General features: G+C 59.1%; 21 protein-coding genes and 1 tRNA gene. 6 read left to right on the forward strand and 16 right to left on the reverse strand.

Translation table 11 applies throughout. The annotated features are described in order from the left end of the window. The first annotated feature begins 107 nt into the window (after positions 1 to 107). On the forward strand, positions 108 to 1,526 hold the full coding sequence (rimO, locus tag B060_RS0104765; RefSeq protein WP_018080617.1) for a 30S ribosomal protein S12 methylthiotransferase RimO: 1,419 nt from the start codon (positions 108 to 110) through the stop codon (positions 1,524 to 1,526). Here the strand turns inward: rimO and B060_RS0104770 are convergent. Further along, entirely contained in the window at positions 1,523 to 2,161 is a 639-nt protein-coding gene (locus B060_RS0104770; RefSeq protein WP_018080618.1) for a CatB-related O-acetyltransferase, read from the reverse strand. The genes rimO and B060_RS0104770 overlap by 4 nt on opposite strands. A 19-nt stretch (positions 2,162 to 2,180) precedes the next feature. Continuing rightward, positions 2,181 to 2,684 (reverse strand): hypothetical protein, encoded by a 504-nt coding sequence (locus tag B060_RS0104775; RefSeq protein ID WP_018080619.1) that lies wholly within the window; start codon positions 2,682 to 2,684, stop codon positions 2,181 to 2,183. Positions 2,685 to 2,966: 282 nt separating this feature from the next. Between B060_RS0104775 and B060_RS0104780 the strand changes: the two genes are divergently transcribed. Both B060_RS0104780 and B060_RS0104785 read left to right on the forward strand, forming a co-directional pair. Next, on the forward strand, positions 2,967 to 3,923 hold the full coding sequence (locus B060_RS0104780; protein WP_018080620.1) for an alpha/beta fold hydrolase: 957 nt from the start codon (positions 2,967 to 2,969) through the stop codon (positions 3,921 to 3,923). Between the two features lie 36 nt (positions 3,924 to 3,959). After that, complete coding sequence (locus B060_RS0104785) at positions 3,960 to 4,379, forward strand: Hsp20 family protein (protein WP_026172603.1); 420 nt, start codon at positions 3,960 to 3,962, stop codon at positions 4,377 to 4,379. 41 nt (positions 4,380 to 4,420) lie between these two features. Here the strand turns inward: B060_RS0104785 and B060_RS0104790 are convergent, their stop codons facing one another. From B060_RS0104790 to B060_RS0104855, 14 genes are all read right to left on the reverse strand, one after another. After that, positions 4,421 to 4,807 (reverse strand): DUF6896 domain-containing protein, encoded by a 387-nt coding sequence (locus B060_RS0104790; protein ID WP_018080622.1) that lies wholly within the window; start codon positions 4,805 to 4,807, stop codon positions 4,421 to 4,423. 85 nt (positions 4,808 to 4,892) lie between these two features. Continuing rightward, on the reverse strand, positions 4,893 to 5,357 hold the full coding sequence (gene ptsN, locus B060_RS0104795; protein ID WP_018080623.1) for a PTS IIA-like nitrogen regulatory protein PtsN: 465 nt from the start codon (positions 5,355 to 5,357) through the stop codon (positions 4,893 to 4,895). Between the two features lie 138 nt (positions 5,358 to 5,495). Next, positions 5,496 to 6,107 (reverse strand): ribosome hibernation-promoting factor, HPF/YfiA family, encoded by a 612-nt coding sequence (gene hpf / locus B060_RS0104800; protein WP_018080624.1) that lies wholly within the window; start codon positions 6,105 to 6,107, stop codon positions 5,496 to 5,498. Positions 6,108 to 6,355: 248 nt separating this feature from the next. Then, entirely contained in the window at positions 6,356 to 7,876 is a 1,521-nt protein-coding gene (gene rpoN / locus B060_RS0104805; protein WP_018080625.1) for an RNA polymerase factor sigma-54, read from the reverse strand. Positions 7,877 to 8,086: 210 nt separating this feature from the next. Beyond that, the gene (lptB, locus tag B060_RS0104810) at positions 8,087 to 8,857 is read right to left on the reverse strand and encodes an LPS export ABC transporter ATP-binding protein (protein WP_018080626.1); all 771 of its coding nucleotides are present in this window, start codon (positions 8,855 to 8,857) and stop codon (positions 8,087 to 8,089) included. Between the two features lie 8 nt (positions 8,858 to 8,865). Next, positions 8,866 to 9,372, reverse strand: a complete 507-nt coding sequence (locus tag B060_RS23870; RefSeq protein WP_018080627.1) for an LptA/OstA family protein — start codon at positions 9,370 to 9,372, stop codon at positions 8,866 to 8,868. A gap of 56 nt (positions 9,373 to 9,428) precedes the next feature. Continuing rightward, the gene (gene lptC / locus B060_RS0104820) at positions 9,429 to 10,121 is read right to left on the reverse strand and encodes an LPS export ABC transporter periplasmic protein LptC (protein WP_018080628.1); all 693 of its coding nucleotides are present in this window, start codon (positions 10,119 to 10,121) and stop codon (positions 9,429 to 9,431) included. A 24-nt stretch (positions 10,122 to 10,145) separates the two neighbouring features. Beyond that, a complete protein-coding gene (locus B060_RS0104825) occupies positions 10,146 to 10,766 on the reverse strand; it encodes a ribonuclease D (RefSeq protein ID WP_018080629.1) in 621 nt (206 codons plus the stop codon). A gap of 83 nt (positions 10,767 to 10,849) precedes the next feature. Beyond that, positions 10,850 to 11,512, reverse strand: a complete 663-nt coding sequence (locus B060_RS0104830) for a dienelactone hydrolase family protein (protein WP_018080630.1) — start codon at positions 11,510 to 11,512, stop codon at positions 10,850 to 10,852. A gap of 45 nt (positions 11,513 to 11,557) precedes the next feature. After that, complete coding sequence (locus B060_RS0104835; protein WP_018080631.1) at positions 11,558 to 12,190, reverse strand: HD domain-containing protein; 633 nt, start codon at positions 12,188 to 12,190, stop codon at positions 11,558 to 11,560. 90 nt (positions 12,191 to 12,280) lie between these two features. After that, positions 12,281 to 12,424, reverse strand: a complete 144-nt coding sequence (locus tag B060_RS27100) for a hypothetical protein (protein WP_018080632.1) — start codon at positions 12,422 to 12,424, stop codon at positions 12,281 to 12,283. A 135-nt stretch (positions 12,425 to 12,559) separates the two neighbouring features. Then, positions 12,560 to 13,729: an AAA family ATPase gene (locus B060_RS0104845; protein WP_018080633.1), complete on the reverse strand. Its 1,170-nt coding sequence runs from the start codon at positions 13,727 to 13,729 to the stop codon at positions 12,560 to 12,562. Between the two features lie 227 nt (positions 13,730 to 13,956). Continuing rightward, positions 13,957 to 14,032: transfer RNA gene (locus B060_RS0104850), tRNA-Ala, on the reverse strand. A 173-nt stretch (positions 14,033 to 14,205) separates the two neighbouring features. Next, positions 14,206 to 14,697, reverse strand: a complete 492-nt coding sequence (locus B060_RS0104855; protein WP_018080634.1) for a TIGR02300 family protein — start codon at positions 14,695 to 14,697, stop codon at positions 14,206 to 14,208. Positions 14,698 to 14,939: 242 nt separating this feature from the next. On the opposite strand from B060_RS0104855, the gene B060_RS0104860 reads away from it, so the two are divergent. From B060_RS0104860 to rpsA, 3 genes are all read left to right on the forward strand, one after another. Continuing rightward, on the forward strand, positions 14,940 to 16,229 hold the full coding sequence (locus B060_RS0104860; RefSeq protein WP_035423357.1) for a 3-phosphoshikimate 1-carboxyvinyltransferase: 1,290 nt from the start codon (positions 14,940 to 14,942) through the stop codon (positions 16,227 to 16,229). Continuing rightward, positions 16,226 to 16,840, forward strand: a complete 615-nt coding sequence (locus B060_RS0104865; RefSeq protein ID WP_018080636.1) for a (d)CMP kinase — start codon at positions 16,226 to 16,228, stop codon at positions 16,838 to 16,840. The genes B060_RS0104860 and B060_RS0104865 overlap by 4 nt, the downstream gene beginning before the upstream one ends. Positions 16,841 to 17,078: 238 nt before the next feature. Beyond that, on the forward strand, positions 17,079 to 18,770 hold the full coding sequence (gene rpsA / locus B060_RS0104870; RefSeq protein WP_018080637.1) for a 30S ribosomal protein S1: 1,692 nt from the start codon (positions 17,079 to 17,081) through the stop codon (positions 18,768 to 18,770). Positions 18,771 to 18,960 lie beyond the last annotated feature (190 nt).

Below are 18,960 nucleotides of genomic sequence, written 5' to 3' on the forward strand. Positions count from 1 at the left end.
GTAAGGTTGCACGGAGGGCCAGCTACGAGGAATAGCTTCCAACCGGCGCGAATTTGTGGTTATGGAGGCTTAAGCCATCATCCCCCCACAAGTTCAAGCTTTTTCATATGACCCGTTCTGTCGCGCCCCCTATTTCTGATGCCCAGCCCAAGGTCGGCTTTGTCTCGCTCGGCTGCCCCAAGGCGCTGGTCGATTCTGAGCGCATCCTGACGCGCCTGAAGGGCGAGGGTTATGACACCTCGGCCTCCTATGCCGGCGCCGATGTCATTGTGGTCAATACCTGCGGCTTCCTCGATTCCGCCAAGGAAGAAAGCCTGAACGCTATCGGCGAGGCCCTGGCCGAAAACGGCAAGGTCATCGTCACCGGCTGCATGGGCGGTGAAGAGGCGATGATCCGTGCGCGCTTCCCCAATGTCGCCGCCGTCACCGGCGCGCACCAGTATGACGCCGTTATGGACGCCGTGCACAACGTGGTGCCGCCGAAGCCCGATCCGTTCCGCCCGCTGGTGCCGGAAGACTCAGCCGGGGTGCGCCTGACGCCGAAGCATTACGCCTATCTCAAGATTTCCGAAGGCTGCGATCACCGCTGCTCCTTCTGCATCATCCCCTCTTTGCGCGGTGATCTCGCTTCGCGCCCCGTGGCAGACGTGTTGCGCGAAGCCGAGATTCTGGCCAAATCCGGCGTCAAGGAACTGCTCGTCGTGTCGCAGGACACCTCCGCCTACGGGCTCGATATCCGTTACGCCCAGAGCGAATGGCGCGGCCAGAACTGGAACGCTTCGTTCGAGGATTTGTCGCGCGGACTTGGCGAACTCGGCATCTGGGTGCGGATGCACTATGTCTACCCCTATCCGCACGTCAATTCAGTCATCCCGCTGATGGCCGAGGGCAAGATCCTGCCCTATCTCGATATCCCCTTCCAGCACGCGTCGCCGAAGATCCTCAAGGCGATGAAGCGCCCCGGCAATCAGGAAAAGACGCTCGACCGCATCCTGTCATGGCGCGAAATTTGCCCCGACCTGACGCTGCGCTCGACCTTCGTCGTCGGCTTCCCCGGCGAGACCGAGGCCGATTTCAACTTCCTGCTCGATTGGCTCGAAGCCGCGCAGATCGATCGCGTCGGCGCCTTCGCCTATGAAAACGTCGAAGGCGCGGCTGCCAAGCTGCTGCCCGACCATGTGCCCGAAGAGGTCAAGCAGGATCGCTTAGCACGCTTCATGGCCGTGGCTTCGCGCATTTCGGCGCAGAAGCTGCAGGCCAAGGTGGGCCGCATCGAGGACTGTCTGGTCGATGACATCCGCAATGACGGCACCGCCATCGCCCGCACCAAAGGCGATGCGCCCGAAATCGACGGGCACATCTTCCTTAAGGGCTTCAGCGGCCTGAAGGCCGGCGATCTGGTCAAGGCCAGGGTGACCAAGGCGGACGCCTATGACCTGTGGGGCGAACCCGAAGGCCTGATCAAGCTCAATCGCGTGCCGGGTGCCACCCCGCGCCGGATGCACAATCTGATCACGCGCTGCTAAACAGCCGCTTTCAGCGCGTCGATATCTGCACCTTCTATGGCGGTGAGGCTGGCTTCGATTTTCTCGATCGGCCAGTCCCACCAACTTATTTCCAGTAAATCAGAAATAAGCTCGTCTGAAAAGCGCTGGCGGATGACCTGCGCCGGATTGCCGCCCATGATGGTGTAGGGTGTGACGTCCTTCGTCACCACCGCGCCAGAAGCAATGATGGCGCCAGAACCGATGGTGACGCCCGGCATGATCGTGGCGTTGTGACCGATCCAGACATCATGCCCAACCTCCGTATCGCGGAACGGCAGGTCGATATAACCCATCATGGTTTCGGGCTTGAACACCTTGAACGGATAGGTCGAAAACCCGCCCATCGGATGATTGGCTGATGAGGTGATGAAGGTCGTGCCATGGGCAAACTGGCAGAACTTGCCGATCGTGAGTTTCTCCTTGCTGATCGGGAAGAGATAGGGCGCCAGGGTCTGCGCCCAGTTGGCCTGTGGCAAGGCATTCGACGCATAGGAATAGGCCCCGACCGAGATACGCGGATGGTCGATGACGTTTTGCAGATAAACCGTGCTGGTGATCACCGTGCCATTTGGCGCCGTGATCGGGTGGACGGAATCCGCCTTGAGAAGAGACATGGGATAACCTTTTTTGAGATCAGAACTTCGCCGTCAGGCGACGTGACAGGCGGGCCTTGATGCGCGTCAGGGCCTCGGTCGAAGCCGGCCGGATGAAATCGTAGCCGATGTCCTTCCAGGCAGGATCGTCCTTTTCGTAGCCCAGGCGCGGCAGGATTTCGAGCGAGGTCACGAAGGCCTGATGGCGGTAAGGCAACAGGACGCCGCCATGCGCCTGCTGGTGCGCTTTGGCCGCGTCGTAATCGCGGAACCAGTGATTGATCGAATCCTTGAGACTGGGGGCAGCGAAGATTTCGGAAAAATCGACCTCTTCCGCAGCGCTTTTCAAGGCCGTCCAGTTGGGGAAGCCGGCTTCCTGCGCGATCACGGTCAGGGCGTGCTTGAGCTGCACACCCGGCGGCGCGTTTTCCAGCCGGCGGAAGCGGTCGCGCGCGCTCACATCGTCGGCGCGCACCGCTTTGAGCAGTTTCGCGGCGTCGCGTTTATAGGCATCGAGGGGCTTGAGGTCATGCGTATCAGGCATGGGATATCTCCTTTGTACAAGGCCTTTTCCCCATCCCGAAAAGCCACAAAAGAGCAGATTTTATAACAGCAACCGTGTGCGTGAGGGTGACCGGAGGTCTTTCGCAGGGCCGAGCCTCACCTCAAGGCTCTGCCTCTATCTAGCCATTCCGCACAGAAAAGGCAAGATGGACGCGGTGAACCCCGGCTTAACCTCCTGCGTTTGCATTTTTTTCATCTATGTGGCGTGAAGCTATTTCAGGGATTTTACGTAACAGCCCCAAGCCACACAGGGTCCAGACCTTTGATCAATCTCAAGGACACGCTGCCGGAACTGAACTACACGCACGAGGCCCGCATACCGGCCGAGAGCGTGGTTCGCAAGGCGCCCGCCTTTCACGACCGCTGGTGGTCGAGCGATGACGGCCTGCGTCTCTATGCCCGCGATTATCCGGCCGCCCCCGGCCGTGTGCGCCTGCCGGTCATCTGCCTGCATGGCCTGACGCGCAACAGCGCCGACTTCGAGGAGGTGGCCCCCTCTATCGCCGCGCTCGATCGTCGCGTCATCGTGCCCGATATGCGCGGCCGCGGCCTGTCGGAAAACGATCCCGACGCCATGAACTACCACCTGTGGACCTACGCCAAGGACGTGCTGGGCCTGTGCGACGCCATGGGGATCGGCCAGGCCATCTTTATCGGCAATTCGATGGGCGGCATGATCACCATGGTGCTGTCGACCCTGCGCCCCAACCTGGTCAAATCAGCCGTTCTTAACGATATAGGCCCGACCGTGGCACCGAAGGGGCTGGCGCGTATTTCCGCCTTCGCCGCCCTGCCGCGCAAGGCCATGCGCAACTGGCAGGAGGCCGCCCTTTTTGTCGCTGAACAAAACAAGCTGGCCTTCCCCGGTCATACGCAGGATGACTGGCTGAAAATGGCCCGCCGCGTCTTCAAAAAGGGCCGCGACGGCTATCTGCACCTCGCCTACGACCCAAGCATCACCGATGCCTTCAAGGGCATGACCGTGGCGCTCAGCGCCTATGATCTGGCGCCCTGCTATGCCAGTCTGGCCACCGCCCGCAAACTGCTTCTGGTGCGCGGCGTGCTGTCGGATGTGCTCGATGCCGGCGAGGCGCGCAAGATGGCCGGCATGGCGCGTGATTTCACCCGCGTCGAGATTGACCATACCGGCCATACCCCGACGCTGAGCGAGCCCCAGGCGCGCGCCGCCCTCACGCGCTTTCTTGAAACTCAGGTCTGACGCCCTATATCCTGCGCATGACTGGAAAGGGCTGATATGACGCGGACTATGGTTTTTGACAGCCCCTACCTGCTGGGCTTCGATGATATGCGCCTGCTGATCGAGCGCATCGGCCGCAGCCATGATAATTATCCGCCCTACAATGTCGAATCCTTGAGCGCGGATCATTTTCGCATCAGCATCGCCGTCGCCGGTTTCACGGCCGAACACTTACGCATCGAGGTGAAGGGTGCGCACCTGACGGTTTCCGCGACCCGCGATCGCACCGGCGAGACCGATACGCGCGATTACCTGCATCGCGGCATTGCGCTCAGGGGTTTCAACCGTGCGTTTGTCCTGAGTGACGGGCTGGAGGTCAGCAAGGCCAGCCTGGCCTACGGGCTTTTGCATATCGATCTTCACCGCCCCAAGGCGAGCGAAGAGATCAAGCTTATACCGATTGAGGTCGTCGGGTAATTCCAAAATTCATACCTTTGAATTTTGGCCCACGTATATGCTCATTCTAAAGGCACGAGTTCATAAGAGCGGGAGCCTAAGGGAAAAAGCAAACCTGCTCGGCATTGCTCATAGAGATATAAGTCAATCAATTCCGCCTCAGGCTTCAAACCTAGAGATTCTAAATACAATAACATTCGCCAAGCATCGATAACCCCGCTGTTTGATAGGTATTCGTGGGCCTCGATAATAATGCGGGGTGACTGTAAGCGTAGGAACCTAAATCCCATGCCATGCTTTTTAAAACACCATGTGTATTCAGAAAGTTTAAAGCGCCCGCGCTTCGGGGCATCTTGTAAAGGTGAGGCGAAGCAACGGTTCAACTCAGCGATAAGTTTGGCCTGAAGAGCTACAAAATTCTTCACATGTCCAAAGTTAATTTGAGACATATAAGCTCCGACTTTTTAGCGCTCGCATGAAGCATACATTGTTCGATGCTAAGTTAATCTGAAACCTAACTTCAGTGTCCGAACCCTAAGCCGCGTTTGAATCCGCGATGCCGGTAAGCAGGGCATAGAGAGCGTCCGGCTTGTCGGTCTTGCGCAGTTGTTCGCGCAGATCCTTCTGACGCAGCACGCGCGAGACCTTGGCCAGGGCGCGCAAATGCTCTGTGCCGGCGTTTTCCGGCGCCAGCAGGGCGAAGATCAGGTCAACCGGCATGTCGTCTATCGAATCGTAATCGACCGGGGTTTCCAGACGCACGAAAACACCATGCATACGGTCAAGCCCCTTTAGCGCGGCATGCGGCACGGCGACGCCGAGGCCCACGCCGGTTGAGCCCAGCTTTTCACGTTCCAGCAAGGCCTGATGCACCTCAACCGAATCGAGACCCAACTGGCGCGCCGCGACATCGGCCACCATTTGCAGACCCTGACGCTTGGAATTGGCGCTGACACTGCCAAGGATGGCGTGTCTGTCCAGCAGGCTCGTTAGAAACATTGTATATCCATGGTCAGATCAGACAGGTGCCAACGCGCGGAAGGGCTGCCACAACGACCAGATCGCAGTCGCAGCCCTGCCATAGAGGGATGGATCGACAAGGTCAAGCCACCCCTCACACACCAAGGGTTGAGTCGTCTACTGAGTCATGGTCTTGGGCGCCGTGCGCTGCGGATCAATCCAGCCGATATTGCCATCGGGACGGCGATAGATGACCGACAGGCCACCATGGGCGGCGTTACGGAACATGATCGCCGGATAGTTGGACAACTCCATCTCGGCCACGGCGATCGAGACCGTCATGGTGCGGAGCGATTGCTCGGTTTCGGCAATGATCATCGAGTGCGGTGGCGAGGTGTGATCCATGCCGTCATCGATTTCGTCGGCGTCATCCTCGATATCGAAGGCGCGCAGGACCGTGACATTGGCCGTTTCTTCCTTGGCCGGCGTACCGTTATGATGCTGCTTCAGGCGCTGCTTGTAGCGTCGCACGCGCTTTTCCATGGTGTCGAGCGTACCGTCGAAGGCCGAATGGGCGTCGCCGCCAAAACCATGCGAGATCAGGGTCTGGCCCGAGGCCAGCCTGACCCAGCAATCCGCCTTGAACAAGTGACCCTGCTTGGAGATGGTCACTTCGGCGTCACCACCGCGTTCAAAATATTTGGCGATGCCTGACGTAAGTTCGGTTTCAATGCGCTCGCGCAAGGCGTCACCGACCTCGACCTGCTTTCCACTGACTTGAATTTGCATAGCGATATGTCGCTCCGTTCTTAAAACAACAAGAACTTCGTCGCCGGCCAAAGACGAATGTTGAGCGGCCGGCGGCAATGGGCACCCAGGGCGTATCCCTGCGGGTACGCCTCGACTGTACGCCTCTTGCGCCTGATGGGAAGTCAAGAAATCGTGTAGGAGGTGCGACAGAAAAGCACCCCATTCACCTTGTTTTTTATCAGTTTAATCACGGGGCAAGCCCAGACTGCCGCACACCGGAAAGTGCGTTAGCGGCTTTGGCGCTTGCGCTCGACCGAAGACGGAATGCGCAAGGCTTCGCGATATTTCGCCACGGTGCGGCGGGCGATATCGACACCGGCTTCTTTCAGAATTTCGACAATGCGGTCGTCCGACAGGATCTCGCCGGAGTTTTTCTCACCGTCGATCAGGGTCTTGATCTTGTGACGCACCGATTCCGCCGAATGGGCCGAGGTGCCGTCATTCGAGGCGATGGACGAGGTGAAGAAGAACTTCAGTTCGAAGACGCCGCGCGGCGTGGCGACATACTTGTTGGAGGTGACGCGCGACACGGTCGATTCGTGCATCCCCACGGCGTCGGCCACGGTTTTCAGATTGAGCGGGCGCAGATATTCGACGCCATAGACGAAGAAGGCGTCCTGCTGGCGGACGATCTCGGCAGATACCTTGAGGATCGTGCGGGCGCGCTGATCCAGGCTTTTGATCAGCCAGTTGGCCTGGCTCAAACACTCGTTGAGATAGGATTTCTCGGATTCGGAGCGCGCCGCCGTCGCCACCTTGGTGTGGTACTTCTGATCGACCAGAACGCGCGGCAGGGTGTCGGAATTGAGATCGATGCGCCAGCCGCCATTGGCATCGGCACGCACGAAAACATCGGGCACCACGGTCTGCGACGGCTCGGCCCCATAGGCGGAGCCGGGGCGCGGATTGAGCGATTTCAGCTCGGCGATCATCTCGCTCAGGTCTTCTTCATCGACACCGCACACCTTGCGCAGGGCGCTGAGATCGCGGCGGGCGAGAAGCTCAAGATTATCGATCAGGGCCTGCATGGCCGGATCAAAGCGGTTGCGCTCGACCAGTTGCAGTTTCAGGCATTCCGGCACGCTGGTGGCCATGATGCCGGTCGGCTCAAAGCCCTGGCAGGTGCCAAGCACCTTCTCGACCAGGGCCAGTTCGCAGCCCAGCCGATCGGCGATCTCGGTCAGGGGCGCGCGCATATAGCCGGCCTCATCGACGGCATCGATCAGGATCTGGGCGATCGCCATTTCCGGCGCGCTGAAATGGGCGATCAGGGCCTGGTCGGTCAGGTGTTCGGTCAGGGTTTTTTCGCGCGTCAGGGCGCGTTCCATATCTTCGTCGCCATCAAAGCCTGTACCGCCCTTGCCCGCCTTGGACCAGTCGACCACCGGGCCTTCGTTGGAGTCGGAGACAACCGATTCGCGCTCGCGCACCACCGGCTCATCATCGCCATAAACATCAGAAGACGAGGCATCGAGATCGGAATTGGCGGCGATAGTGTCACGGTCACTCAGTTCCAGTTCGCGTGATTCGCCGCTGTCGCTAGCCTCTGCCGGTGCATCTGAGTCGTTGGCGTCGCCGACCGGATCGGCGTCATCGCGCTGCAGGAGCGGATTGCGTTCCAGTTCGGTCTCGATCACCGCCTCAAGCTCAAGGTTCGACAATTGCAGCAGCTTGATAGCCTGCTGCAATTGAGGGGTGATCACCAACCCCTGTCCCTGCTTGAGTTCTAATCTTTGACCGAGCGCCATTTCAGACCTTCAAGCGCAATCCGATAAAGTGGTTGTCACTTTTCGGGTGTATTGCGCGCCAAACGAAAAACATGTTCGCGTCATACTGAGCGAAAAACGTCTATATTTCTTTAGCTCCCGTCATTTTTGCGGAAACCGTACGAAAATCATGTCTGGCATTATTGCGTTAACAATTCCTGTCGAAACGTTAACATTAACGAATCAAAGCCGTTAAGAATTAAAAGACTCGCCGAGGTAGACGCGCTTCACTTCCGGATCGTGGGTGATCTGGTCGGCCGTGCCTTCGAAAAGCACCTCGCCGGAGTGGATGATCGAGGCGCGATCGACAAGATCGAGCGTTTCGCGGACATTGTGATCGGTGATCAGAATGCCGATACCGCGGCTCTTGAGGTACATGACCACTTCGCGGATATCCGAGATCGCCAGCGGATCAATACCGGCGAAAGGCTCATCGAGCAGCATGAAGGAGGGCTTGCCGGCCAGCGCGCGGGCGATTTCGACGCGGCGACGCTCACCCCCCGACAGGGCGGTGGCCGGCGAATGGCGGATATGGGTGATGCGTAGTTCTTCGAGCAGGCGCGTCGTTTCTTCGCGCACGACCGCCGGGTCCTTTTCATTCAGTTCGAGCACGGCCAGAATGTTCTGTTCCACAGACATGCCACGGAAGATCGAGGCTTCCTGCGGCAGATAGCCCAGCCCCATACGGGCGCGCTGATACATCGGCTGGTGGGTGATATCCTGACCATCGAGCTTGATCGTGCCGTAATCGGCTTCGATCAGGCCGGTGATCATATAGAAGCAGGTGGTCTTGCCGGCGCCGTTCGGCCCCAGAAGCCCGACAACCTCACCACGGCCGAGCTTCAGACTGACGCTCTTGACGACGGCGCGTTCCTTGTAGGTCTTGCCGATGCCCTCCACGAGAATACCTTGGGTAAGGTCGGCCTTGACCGGAGACGGATGAAGCTCTTCAATACTGTTCATTGAATGGTCTACTGTGCCGGTTTTTTATCGGGATAGATGATTGCCTTGACGCGGCCATTGCCGTTGTCGAAATTGGTCACCTTATTGGTCACCTGATAGACCAGACGGCTGCCGGTCATGACGTTCTGCTTTTGCGTCAGGATAACCTGGCCGGTGAAGATCAGATTGTCGGCGGACTTGGTGTAGACCGCCTGATCGCTCTTGATGGTGTTGTCGGTCGTCACATAATAGACGTTGCCGGTGGCTTCGATGACCTGAACCGGGCCGAAACCGCTGCCGCTATCGCCGGGCGCGAAGGTGATGCGAATATTATCGGCGCGCAGGCGGGCATCGTCCTGCTTGACCTCGACGCGGCCGTTCCACACCTGGGTATGGGTGTTTTCTTCAAGGTGCATGGCGTCGCCGCCAACCATGACGGGACCGCCCTGACCGGACACCTGCGCCTGCACGGCACCCGACAGGCCAAAACCCAGCCCGACCGCCGCCAGCACCGCCACAACCTTATGCGTCTTCATCACGTCGTCATCCCTTAGAGAGCCCTTCGCGCCGGATTGCGGCGAAAAACCTTTGATTACTGTATCTGCGCCCAGACCTTGGTCTCGCCCTTACCCTTGAAATCAACGACACGTCCGTCATTGGAAATGATAAAGGATTCTCCCTCTATATGACCCACCGAACCCGTTCCTTCAACGTGTTTGTCGCCATAGACAGTCGAATTCTCCAGATTGACGATGGCCTGCTCGGTCTTGACCACGAAATCGGATCCGCCGGCCTCCATGACCACATGACCGTTCAGGGTGAAGGTGTTGTTGGTCTGGTCATAAACACCATTGGCCGCCGAAATGCGCGTCGGGCGTTCGTTATCGCCGTTCTTGAATTCCATATAGGGCGCTTTAAGCTGAATCGTGGTCGCGTTTTGCGACTTGCGGATCGCCTCCAGACCACTGATGGTAAAGTGGTCACCGCTGGAGCCCTGGCCATAATAGCGCGGATTGGTCATGCGCACTTCGCTGGTGGCGGCGTTGTAGACGTTCATCGAATTGATGATGGTCTGGGCCGCGATCCAGCCGACATTGAGCAAACCCAGGAGGATGATCGAACCCGGCAAGGCCTTGCGCAGGAAGGCGATCATGCGCGAGCGACGGCGCACGGCCGCCACCTGTTGCGCCAGACGCACCTGACGCTCGGCCTTTTCAACCTGTAAGTCGATCGGCACCGCATTGCCCAAAGGCTGAAGCGGTTCGTGGAGGTCCGTCAGGGTCATAATTGGCCTGTCAATTGGAGCGGATTATGCCCAGCTATGCGCGAAGATATCGCAATCTTCCCATCCTGCCAAATCCAGTTTGACGCGGTGCGGTAAAAAGGCCATCGCCGCCTTGGCCAGATGGTCGCGGCCTTCGCGCGCCAGCATGATATCGAGCTTCTCTTTCAGGGCGTGCAGGTGCAGCACATCCGAGGCCGCATAGGCCAGTTGTTCGGGTGACAAGGTGGCAGCGCCCCAGTCCGAGCTTTGCTGCGCCTTGGACAGATCGACAGCCAGCAGTTCGCGGGTCAGATCCTTCAGGCCATGGCGGTCGGTGTAGGTGCGCGCAAGTTTCGAGGCGATCTTGGTACAGTAGACCGGCGACGTGGTGACGCCCAGGTGCAGCTCGAACATGCCGATATCGAAGCGGCCGTAATGAAAGAGCTTGAGCACGTTCGGATCGGCCAGCAGTTTCTTGAGGTTCGGACAATCATAGCCGGGGCGCGCCATACGCACGACGTGGGCGTGGCCGTCACCGGCGGAAAGCTGGACAACACAGAGCTGGTCGCGGCGGAAACGCAGGCCCATGGTCTCGGAATCGATGGCGACGGACGCGCCGAGATCAAGACCCTCGGGCAAATCGCCTTCGTGATAAAATACGGTCAAAATACATGCCTTTTCGCTGGAGCTGTTTACATTGCCCCTTTGGGATTTGGCCTAATCCCAAATCCCGAAAAGGTCAATTGCTCCTAGAGTTTAGCGCGCAGGAAAGCCATCATGCGTGTCCACGACAGCTCAGCGGCTTCCGGATCGTAGACATCGGCGCGGGTCTTGTTGAAGAACGCGTGGTCGGCCTCATAGCTGTAGAGTTCCGGCACATGGCCGGCCTTCGTCATCGAGGCCTCAATATCGGCCACCACGGCCGGCGTCACCCAATCGTCCTTCGTGCCGAAATGGCCCTGGAACGGCACCTTGATATCGGCCGGATCGGCGAATTCCTTCGGCGGCACGCCGTAGTAGCACACCCCCGCCTTGAAGCCTTCGAGCCGAGCGGTGGCAGCGATGGTCAGAGCGCCGCCCATGCAGAAGCCCATGACGGCGACGGACGGATTAATCTCTTTCAGGTAGTCGAGCGCCGCCGCGATATCCTGATGGACCGCGCCCGGAAAATCGAGCCCGTTCATCAGGTGGCCGGCCTCGTCGGCATCCTTGGTGATGCGGCCATGATAGAGGTCGGGCGCCAGGGCATTGAAGCCTTCGAACTCGAAGCGATCGACGATCGACTTGATGTGGTCGTTCAGACCCCACCATTCCTGAATGACGATGACGCTTGGCCTGCTCTTGTCGATATCGGAGAGGTAAGCGTCGAGATGGCCGCCATCGGCGCGATTGAGGGTGATCATACGGCCCATGCAGGGTCTCCTAGAAGATTGTGGTGGGGTATATATAGGCCGGATCTAAGCGTGCGCAAACCCGCCGGCCTGCCACAAGGTGATTTCCCTGTGCAGATTGTCACGCGCCACGATTTCGCGTCCGGCAAATTCCGGCGTAAGGAAAAGAGAGTCGCGCGTAAGCGTCGGCTGGAGGAACAGCGCCACGCGGCCCGCCGCATAGGCGTCATGACCATAGACCGGCAGATATTCGCGATAGACGCCCTCGGCATAGGCGCGATAGGCCGGCCAGTCCGCGCCCAGGATCGACATGTCGATATCGAGCAGCAGGTTGGTATCCGGATCAGATGTGGCGGTGTGATGTTGCGTCGCCACGATCATAGCGCCGGCGCGTTCGGTATCGATATCGGGCAGAAGCTCGCGCATCAGGTCGGCGCTGCGCATTTCGTTATCCTGCCGCGCCGCATCGTAGATGACATCGTGAAAAAACAGGGCCAGCAGCACGGTATCGGGCATCTGGAAATGTTCGCGCAGGCGTTCGGCATGGGCCACCACAGCGCTGATATGAGCAAGTGTATGATAGTGGCGATATGGTTCGCCATAGGCGGACACCAAAACCTGCCAAACCGGATGACGGCGTGAGCTTTGGACGCCCAGCCGTTCACACAATTCCAACCATGTGGTTTCCAGAGTCATCATGCCGGGGTCAGGGCCAGCACCGTATCGAGCAGGTCGATTGCGGCATATCGCGATACCATCGGTCGCTTGAAGGGGTAAGATGTCAGAGTTTTAGCGGGCCGATGGCTGGCGCTGTGTATCGGCGTAAGTGCGGTTGCGTGGCGTCGCCATGGCCGAGACGAAGGCGGCGGCACATTGCGCCGGCGCACAACTGCGCGCGGCGGAAATCCAGTTTACGGCGTCGATCTTTTGCATAGGCAATCCTCTACTCACGCAATCGGACGGGTCTGTGCCTGTCCTTATTATGAACCTGTCGTCTGGTTATAGCCGATAATTATCAAGATTCGATGATGAAGACCTGAATCAGGTGTTAACCCTGATCACAAGTGATCACCGCGCCGGCCATTCCCAGGTGGGTCGTTCCAATGTCTGCATGTCGTGATCGCGGATAACGGTTTCGCCCAACTCCTTTTCCAGCAGAATGCGCCGAGTGGGCGCGGCCGCTTCCAGAGCCGCCACGAGTTCCGGCGCGTGCGAAACAACAATCACCTGCGACCGTCTGGAAGCATTAGCAATCAGGCGACCGAGCGGCGCCAGCAAATCCGGATGCAGGCTCATCTCCGGTTCGTTCAACACCATCAGGGACGGTGGGCGTGGCGACAGCAGGGCGGCGATCAGCAGCAGATAGCGCAAAGTACCGTCGGACAACTCAGCCGTTTTCAACGGGCGCAAGAGACCCGTCTGGCGCATGACGATCTCGACATAAGCGCCGGCGAATTCGACCTCGATCCGCGATCCCGGGAAGGCATCGTCGACAGCCTCAGCCATATCTTCGACCGCCCCGACGGACCGGATGGTTTCAATAGCAGCCGCCAAGTCGTGGCCATCGCTGGCGAGCACCGGCGAATGGGTGCCGATCTGCGGCTGACGCAACGGCGCCTCGCGGTCGGTACGGAAGTGATCGTAAAATCGCCAGTTGCGCATGCTTTCCCGCACCAGCAAAAGTTCCGCGCCTTCGCGGGGATCGCTGCCATGCGTCATCAGACTGTCGAAGGGCGACAGATTGGTCAGGGCCTCCTGCCAGATATTGGCCTTGTCACGCACCTGAATGAGTGGGCCCTTGCGTTTGGCGATTTCATTGCGCGGGCTTAAGATTTGCCCCAGCCACAGGCTTTCGGACTTTATATGCGGATCGTGCGGGAAAACCGAGGTCAGCGGTGGCGGCAGGCCCAAATCGATCGCATAGCCGTAGTCTTCCGACGTAAAGCCCAGCTTCAGACTGACCGGGTGCTTGCGCACCGTGCCCTGAATGGCGTGTTCACCGCTTTTCATGCTGCGCGAAAACTGTTCCGGCCCGGCCCACAGCGTCGAATCCAGTCCGCCTTCGGAGGCAATCGAGCGAACAATCCCGCCATGGGCGATCTCCGCCAGCAGGCGCAGGGCGCGATAGAGGCTCGACTTGCCGGAGCCATTGGCGCCGGTCACCACATTGAGCATATCCAGTTCCAGCCGCACATCGCGCAGCGAACGGTAACCGGAGATGGCCAGGGTGGTGATCATGGCTCAGCTTATGGGCCGCGCATGTGCTTGGCAAGATATGCAGAAACGCGGGCACCCGATTTCACCCTGCCGCAACGTCCGGCCAAAGGCTACCGCCCAGTCTTGCGCCTACCGACAAGATACCCTGAATCAAAGCGGGATCTTTTCCTTCAGCGCTTGGACGGCGCAGGCTATATGCTTGATTTTGAATTGGAAAAGCCCGCGTCCTTTAGGGAAGCGGGCTTTATTGGTGGAGCTTAGCGGAGTCGAACCGCTGACCTCTTGCATGCCATGCAAGCGCTCTACCAGCTGAGCTAAAGCCCCATCTTTAGGATGGCATCGAATGGGTTGCCCCGTCCGAGGCGGCGACTTCTAGTTCAGGGTTCGCGGGGACGCAAGCCCTTTTGCGAACTTTTTTGAACTTTTTCACAGGCATGACGCACAGACCCAACACAGGCCTAAAAAAACCCGCCGGATCGCGCCGGCGGGTTTGATATTTAGCGGTCGTCGTCTTCTTCGCCGGGCAGGCCGTCGATTTCTTCGTCGAAATCGGCGTCGTCCTCGTCTTCGAGGAACGGCACGTCGTCGGCGTCATCGTCGACCAGTTCGGCGTCTTCGATATCCATGTCGACGCTATCGGGCGTACCGACGCGAGCCGGATCGGCCGGATCGAGGTCTTCGTCTTCGTCCACCAGCAGCGGATCGTCGGCAACCACCTGATCGATTTCCGGCGTGATGATTTCGGGCTCTTCGTCCTCATCTTCCTCTTCAGCCGCCGCCTTTGCCTTGGCCAGATCTTCGGTTTCCTCGTCCGTATCTTCATAATCGGTCGGGGCGGTGCGGACACGCGAGCGGCGCGTGCGGACGACTTCTTCCTGGTCGAACTCGAACTCGCAACGCGGACAATGCGCCGGGTGCTTGTTCAGGTCGTAGAATTTTGCCGTGCAGTTCGGGCAAACTTGTTTGGTGCCTAAGGCAGGATCAGCCACGAGAATTCCTTTAAGTGAGGTTTGGGCTTGGGTTTAGTCAGGCTTTGAAAAAAGCTTTTGATGGGCTCCCTTGCCACTAGATAGGCTTCCTGTCAAAACCTTAAATCCCACTCTGGCTAATTTTTATGGCTCTTTTTCGCTTCCCGAAGCAGAGCTTATGCACAGGTCATTGCGCCGCACAGCGGGTCTCGGATCGTAAAATGGTGATTGTGCATCGCCGGTTATTTGCTAGTAAGCGCGTCATGACAGCTCATCAGACACCCGCTCAGGCCAGCGCCGTAAGGCTTGTGCCGCAAAAAACCGGCGCACCCGCAGGGCTTGCTGGCAAAATCGCTTTGCCCGGATCGAAGTCGATCACCAACCGGGTGTTGCTGATCGCCGCCCTGGCTCAAGGCAAAAGCCACATCAGCGGCGCGCTCAAAAGCGACGACACGACCTATATGGCGCAGGCCTTACGTCAGCTTGGCGTAACGGTCGAGGACGCTGGCGACACCGATTTCATGGTGACGAGCACCGGCACGCTTACGCCTTCGCAAGCGCCGCTGTTTCTCGGCAATGCCGGTACCGCGGTGCGCTTTTTGACGGCGGCGGCGGCCAATATCAAGGGTACGACCGTCCTCACCGGCGATGCGCATATGCAGAAACGGCCCATAGCGCCGTTGGTGGAAGCCCTCAACGCGGCCGGCGTTACCGCCACGGCCCCGACCGGCTGCCCGCCGGTGACGGTGTCGAGCGAAGGCGGCTTCAGCAAGCGTACCATCGAAGTCGATGCCAGCCTGTCGAGCCAGTATGTCTCGGCGCTGATGATGGCCGGGACCAAGGGCGACGCGCCTTTCTCCTTGCGCGTAAAAGATGGCGATATCGGCGCACGCGGCTATATCGATATCACTCTGGAATGCATGAAGGCGTTCGGCGCCAACATCTCGCAAACGGCCCCCTTGAGCTGGGATATCGCCAACACGCCCTATGCGGCGCGCGATTATTGGGTGGAGCCCGACGCCAGCGCCGCCACCTATATCTGGGGCATCAATGCGCTGCTGGACACGGCTATCGACATCGGCATTGCGCCGGAAGCCATGATGCAGCCGGACGCCAAGGCCTATGACTTTATAAAGCAGTTCCCTAATTTGCCGGCTGTTATCGACGGCAGTCAGATGCAGGACGCCATCCCGACCATCGCCGTCCTGGCCGCCTTTAACAACCACCCGGTCCGTTTTGTCGGCATCGCCAATCTGCGCGTCAAGGAATGTGACCGCATCAACGCCGTGGCCACCGAACTGAACCGCATCCAGCCCGGTCTGGCGGAGGAAATCGGCGACGATCTGCTGGTTACGCCCGATCGCAGCCTGATCGGCCGCACGGTAAAGGCCGATATCCATACCTATCACGATCACCGCATCGCCATGGCTTTCGCCCAGGCGGCTCTGGTGATCGACGGCATCCGCATCCTCGATCCGGGCTGCACCGCCAAGACCTATCCCGGTTACTGGCGTGACCTGCAAAGCGTCGGTGTTGAGATGACGTTCGAATGACCCGCCCACTCCTCATCGCCTTCGATGGCCCGGCCGCGTCAGGCAAGGGCACGCTGGCCTCGGTAATCGCCGCCGATTACGGCCTGCCGTTTCTCGATACCGGGCTTTTGTACCGCGCCGCCGGTCACCTGGCGCATGTCCGTCATATCGATCCCGTCCTTGCCGCCACCCTGATCGACGCCGAAACCCTGGCCGATGAGGCCTTGCGCGGCCGAGACGCCGGCGAGCGCGCCTCTCAGGTGGCCGCCATTCCAGAAGTCCGCGCCGCCCTCTTCACATATCAGCAGGATTTCGCCAACCAGCCCGCGGGCGCCGTGCTCGATGGCCGCGATATCGGCACCGTCATCGCGCCCCACGCCACGGTCAAGCTCTTCGTGACCGCCGCACCTGAAGTGCGCGCCCACAGGCGCTGGCTGCAACTGGTCAAACTCAATCCGGACCTTAGCGAGGCCGAGGTTTTGAGCGATATCCGCATCCGTGATGAGCGTGATTCGTCGCGGTCAAGCGCCCCTTTGGAAAAAGCCACAGATGCGCTCTTGCTAGATACCTCCGACTTGGGTATAGAAGCCGCCATCGCAACTGCGCGATCCCTTGTGAAAAGCCGTCTGTGACGCTCGACAGAGCGTTAAATCCAACAGCGGTTTTATTAGAGGCAGCACACGGGACGTCTTCGGAGCTTTCGAGCTTGTGGTTCACATCTTGGGGCCCGCCTTATGGCTGCCTCCCAAACCCAAACTTCACAAAATCCAAAGCCGCACCCCCGCGCCCTTTCCCCGTCGAACGCCACGGCCTCAACGTCGTTTTCGGGATATGAAAGACGGGACACGCGCTAACCAACAAAGAGACTTTATGAGCGAATACAATCCGTCGCGCGACGATTTTGCCGCCCTGCTTGACGAATCCATGCACGGCCGCGACATGCTTGAAGGCCAGGTCATTCACGGCCTCGTCGTCGCCGTCGAAAAAGAATACGTTATGGTCGATGTCGGTCTGAAGACCGAAGGCCGTATCTCCCTGAAGGAATTCGGCCTCGCTGACGGCCAGACCCTGAAGGTCGGCGACACCGTCGAGGTTTACCTTGAGCGCGTCGAAAACGCCATGGGCGAAGCGGTCATCAGCCGCGAGAAGGCCCGCCGTGAAGAAGCCTGGACCCGTCTTGAAGTTATCTTCAACAAGGGCGAGCCTGTCATGGGTACGATCGTTGGTCGCGTTAAGGGCGGCTTCACGGTTGATATGGACGGCGCTTCGGGCTTCCTGCCCGGTTCGCAGGTCGACATCCGCCCCGTGCGCGACGTCGCTCCGCTGATGAACAAGGAACAGCCTTTCGCCATCCTGAAGATGGATCGCCCGCGCGGCAACATCGTCGTGTCGCGTCGCGCCATCCTAGAAGAAGCCCGTGCCGAACAACGCACCGAGCTGGTCGGCCAACTGGCCGAAGGCGAAATCCGTGACGGCGTTGTCAAGAACATCACCGATTACGGTGCGTTCGTTGACCTCGGTGGCATCGATGGCCTGCTGCACGTGACCGACATGTCGTGGAAGCGCGTGTCGCATCCGTCGCAAGTCCTCAACGTCGGCGACGCTGTCAAGGTTCAGATCATCAAGATCAACCCCGATACGCAACGCATCAGCCTCGGCATGAAGCAACTGCAGTCCGATCCGTGGGATGGTGTTGACCTGAAGTATCCGGTCGGCGGCAAGTTCTCCGGTCGCATCACCAACATCACTGACTACGGCGCCTTCGTCGAACTCGAGTCGGGCGTTGAAGGTCTGGTGCACGTTTCGGAAATGTCGTGGACCAAGAAGAACGTCCATCCGGGCAAGATCGTCTCCACTTCGCAAGAAGTTGAAGTCGTCGTGCTCGAAGTCGACGCCTCCAAGCGCCGCGTGTCGCTCGGCCTGAAGCAAGCCCAGAACAACCCCTGGGACGACTTCCTCAGCGCTCATCCGGTCGGCTCCACCATCGAAGGCGAAGTCAAGAACGCCACCGAATTCGGCCTGTTCATCGGCTTCGAAAACGAAATCGACGGCATGGTCCACCTGTCGGACCTCGACTGGAACGTTCCGGGCGAAGAAGCCATCGCCAAGTACAAGAAGGGCGATGTCGTCAAGTCCAAGGTTCTGGACGTCGACGTGGAAAAGGAACGCATCTCGCTGGGCATCAAGCAGCTCGGCAGCGATCCGATGACCGGCGACACCTACAAGAAGGGTCAGAACATCACTGTGACCGTCACGGAAGTCACCACCGGTGGCATCGAAGTGAAGTTCGGTGAAGATGACGCGCCGATGTCGGCCTTTATCCGCAAGTCCGACCTGTCGCGTGACCGCAACGAGCAGCGCGTTGAGCGTTATGCCGTCGGCGATCGCATCGACGCCCAGGTGACCAACATCGACAAGGCGGCCCGCAAGGTCTCCGTTTCGATCAAGGCTCTGGAAATGGCCTCCGAAAAGGAAGCTATCGAACAGTACGGTTCGCAGGATTCGGGCGCTTCGCTCGGTGATATCCTCGGCGCCGCTCTGCGCGGTAAGCAAGAGTCCTAACCAGGGTCGTAACGACCCTGGACCCGAAATCGTGACAGCGTTTTAGGCGCTTGAACGGCAAGGGTCAGGATCCAAAATTAAGCCGGAGTCTCGCAAGGGGCTCCGGCTTTTTTGTGCCCGTTACATACCGGCACCTTCCGTTTTGGCCTGTTGCCGCTGCCATGTTTTTGTCAGCGCACTGGCACAGTGG

This window comes from Asticcacaulis benevestitus DSM 16100 = ATCC BAA-896, from assembly GCF_000376105.1.
Lineage (GTDB): Bacteria > Pseudomonadota > Alphaproteobacteria > Caulobacterales > Caulobacteraceae > Asticcacaulis > Asticcacaulis benevestitus.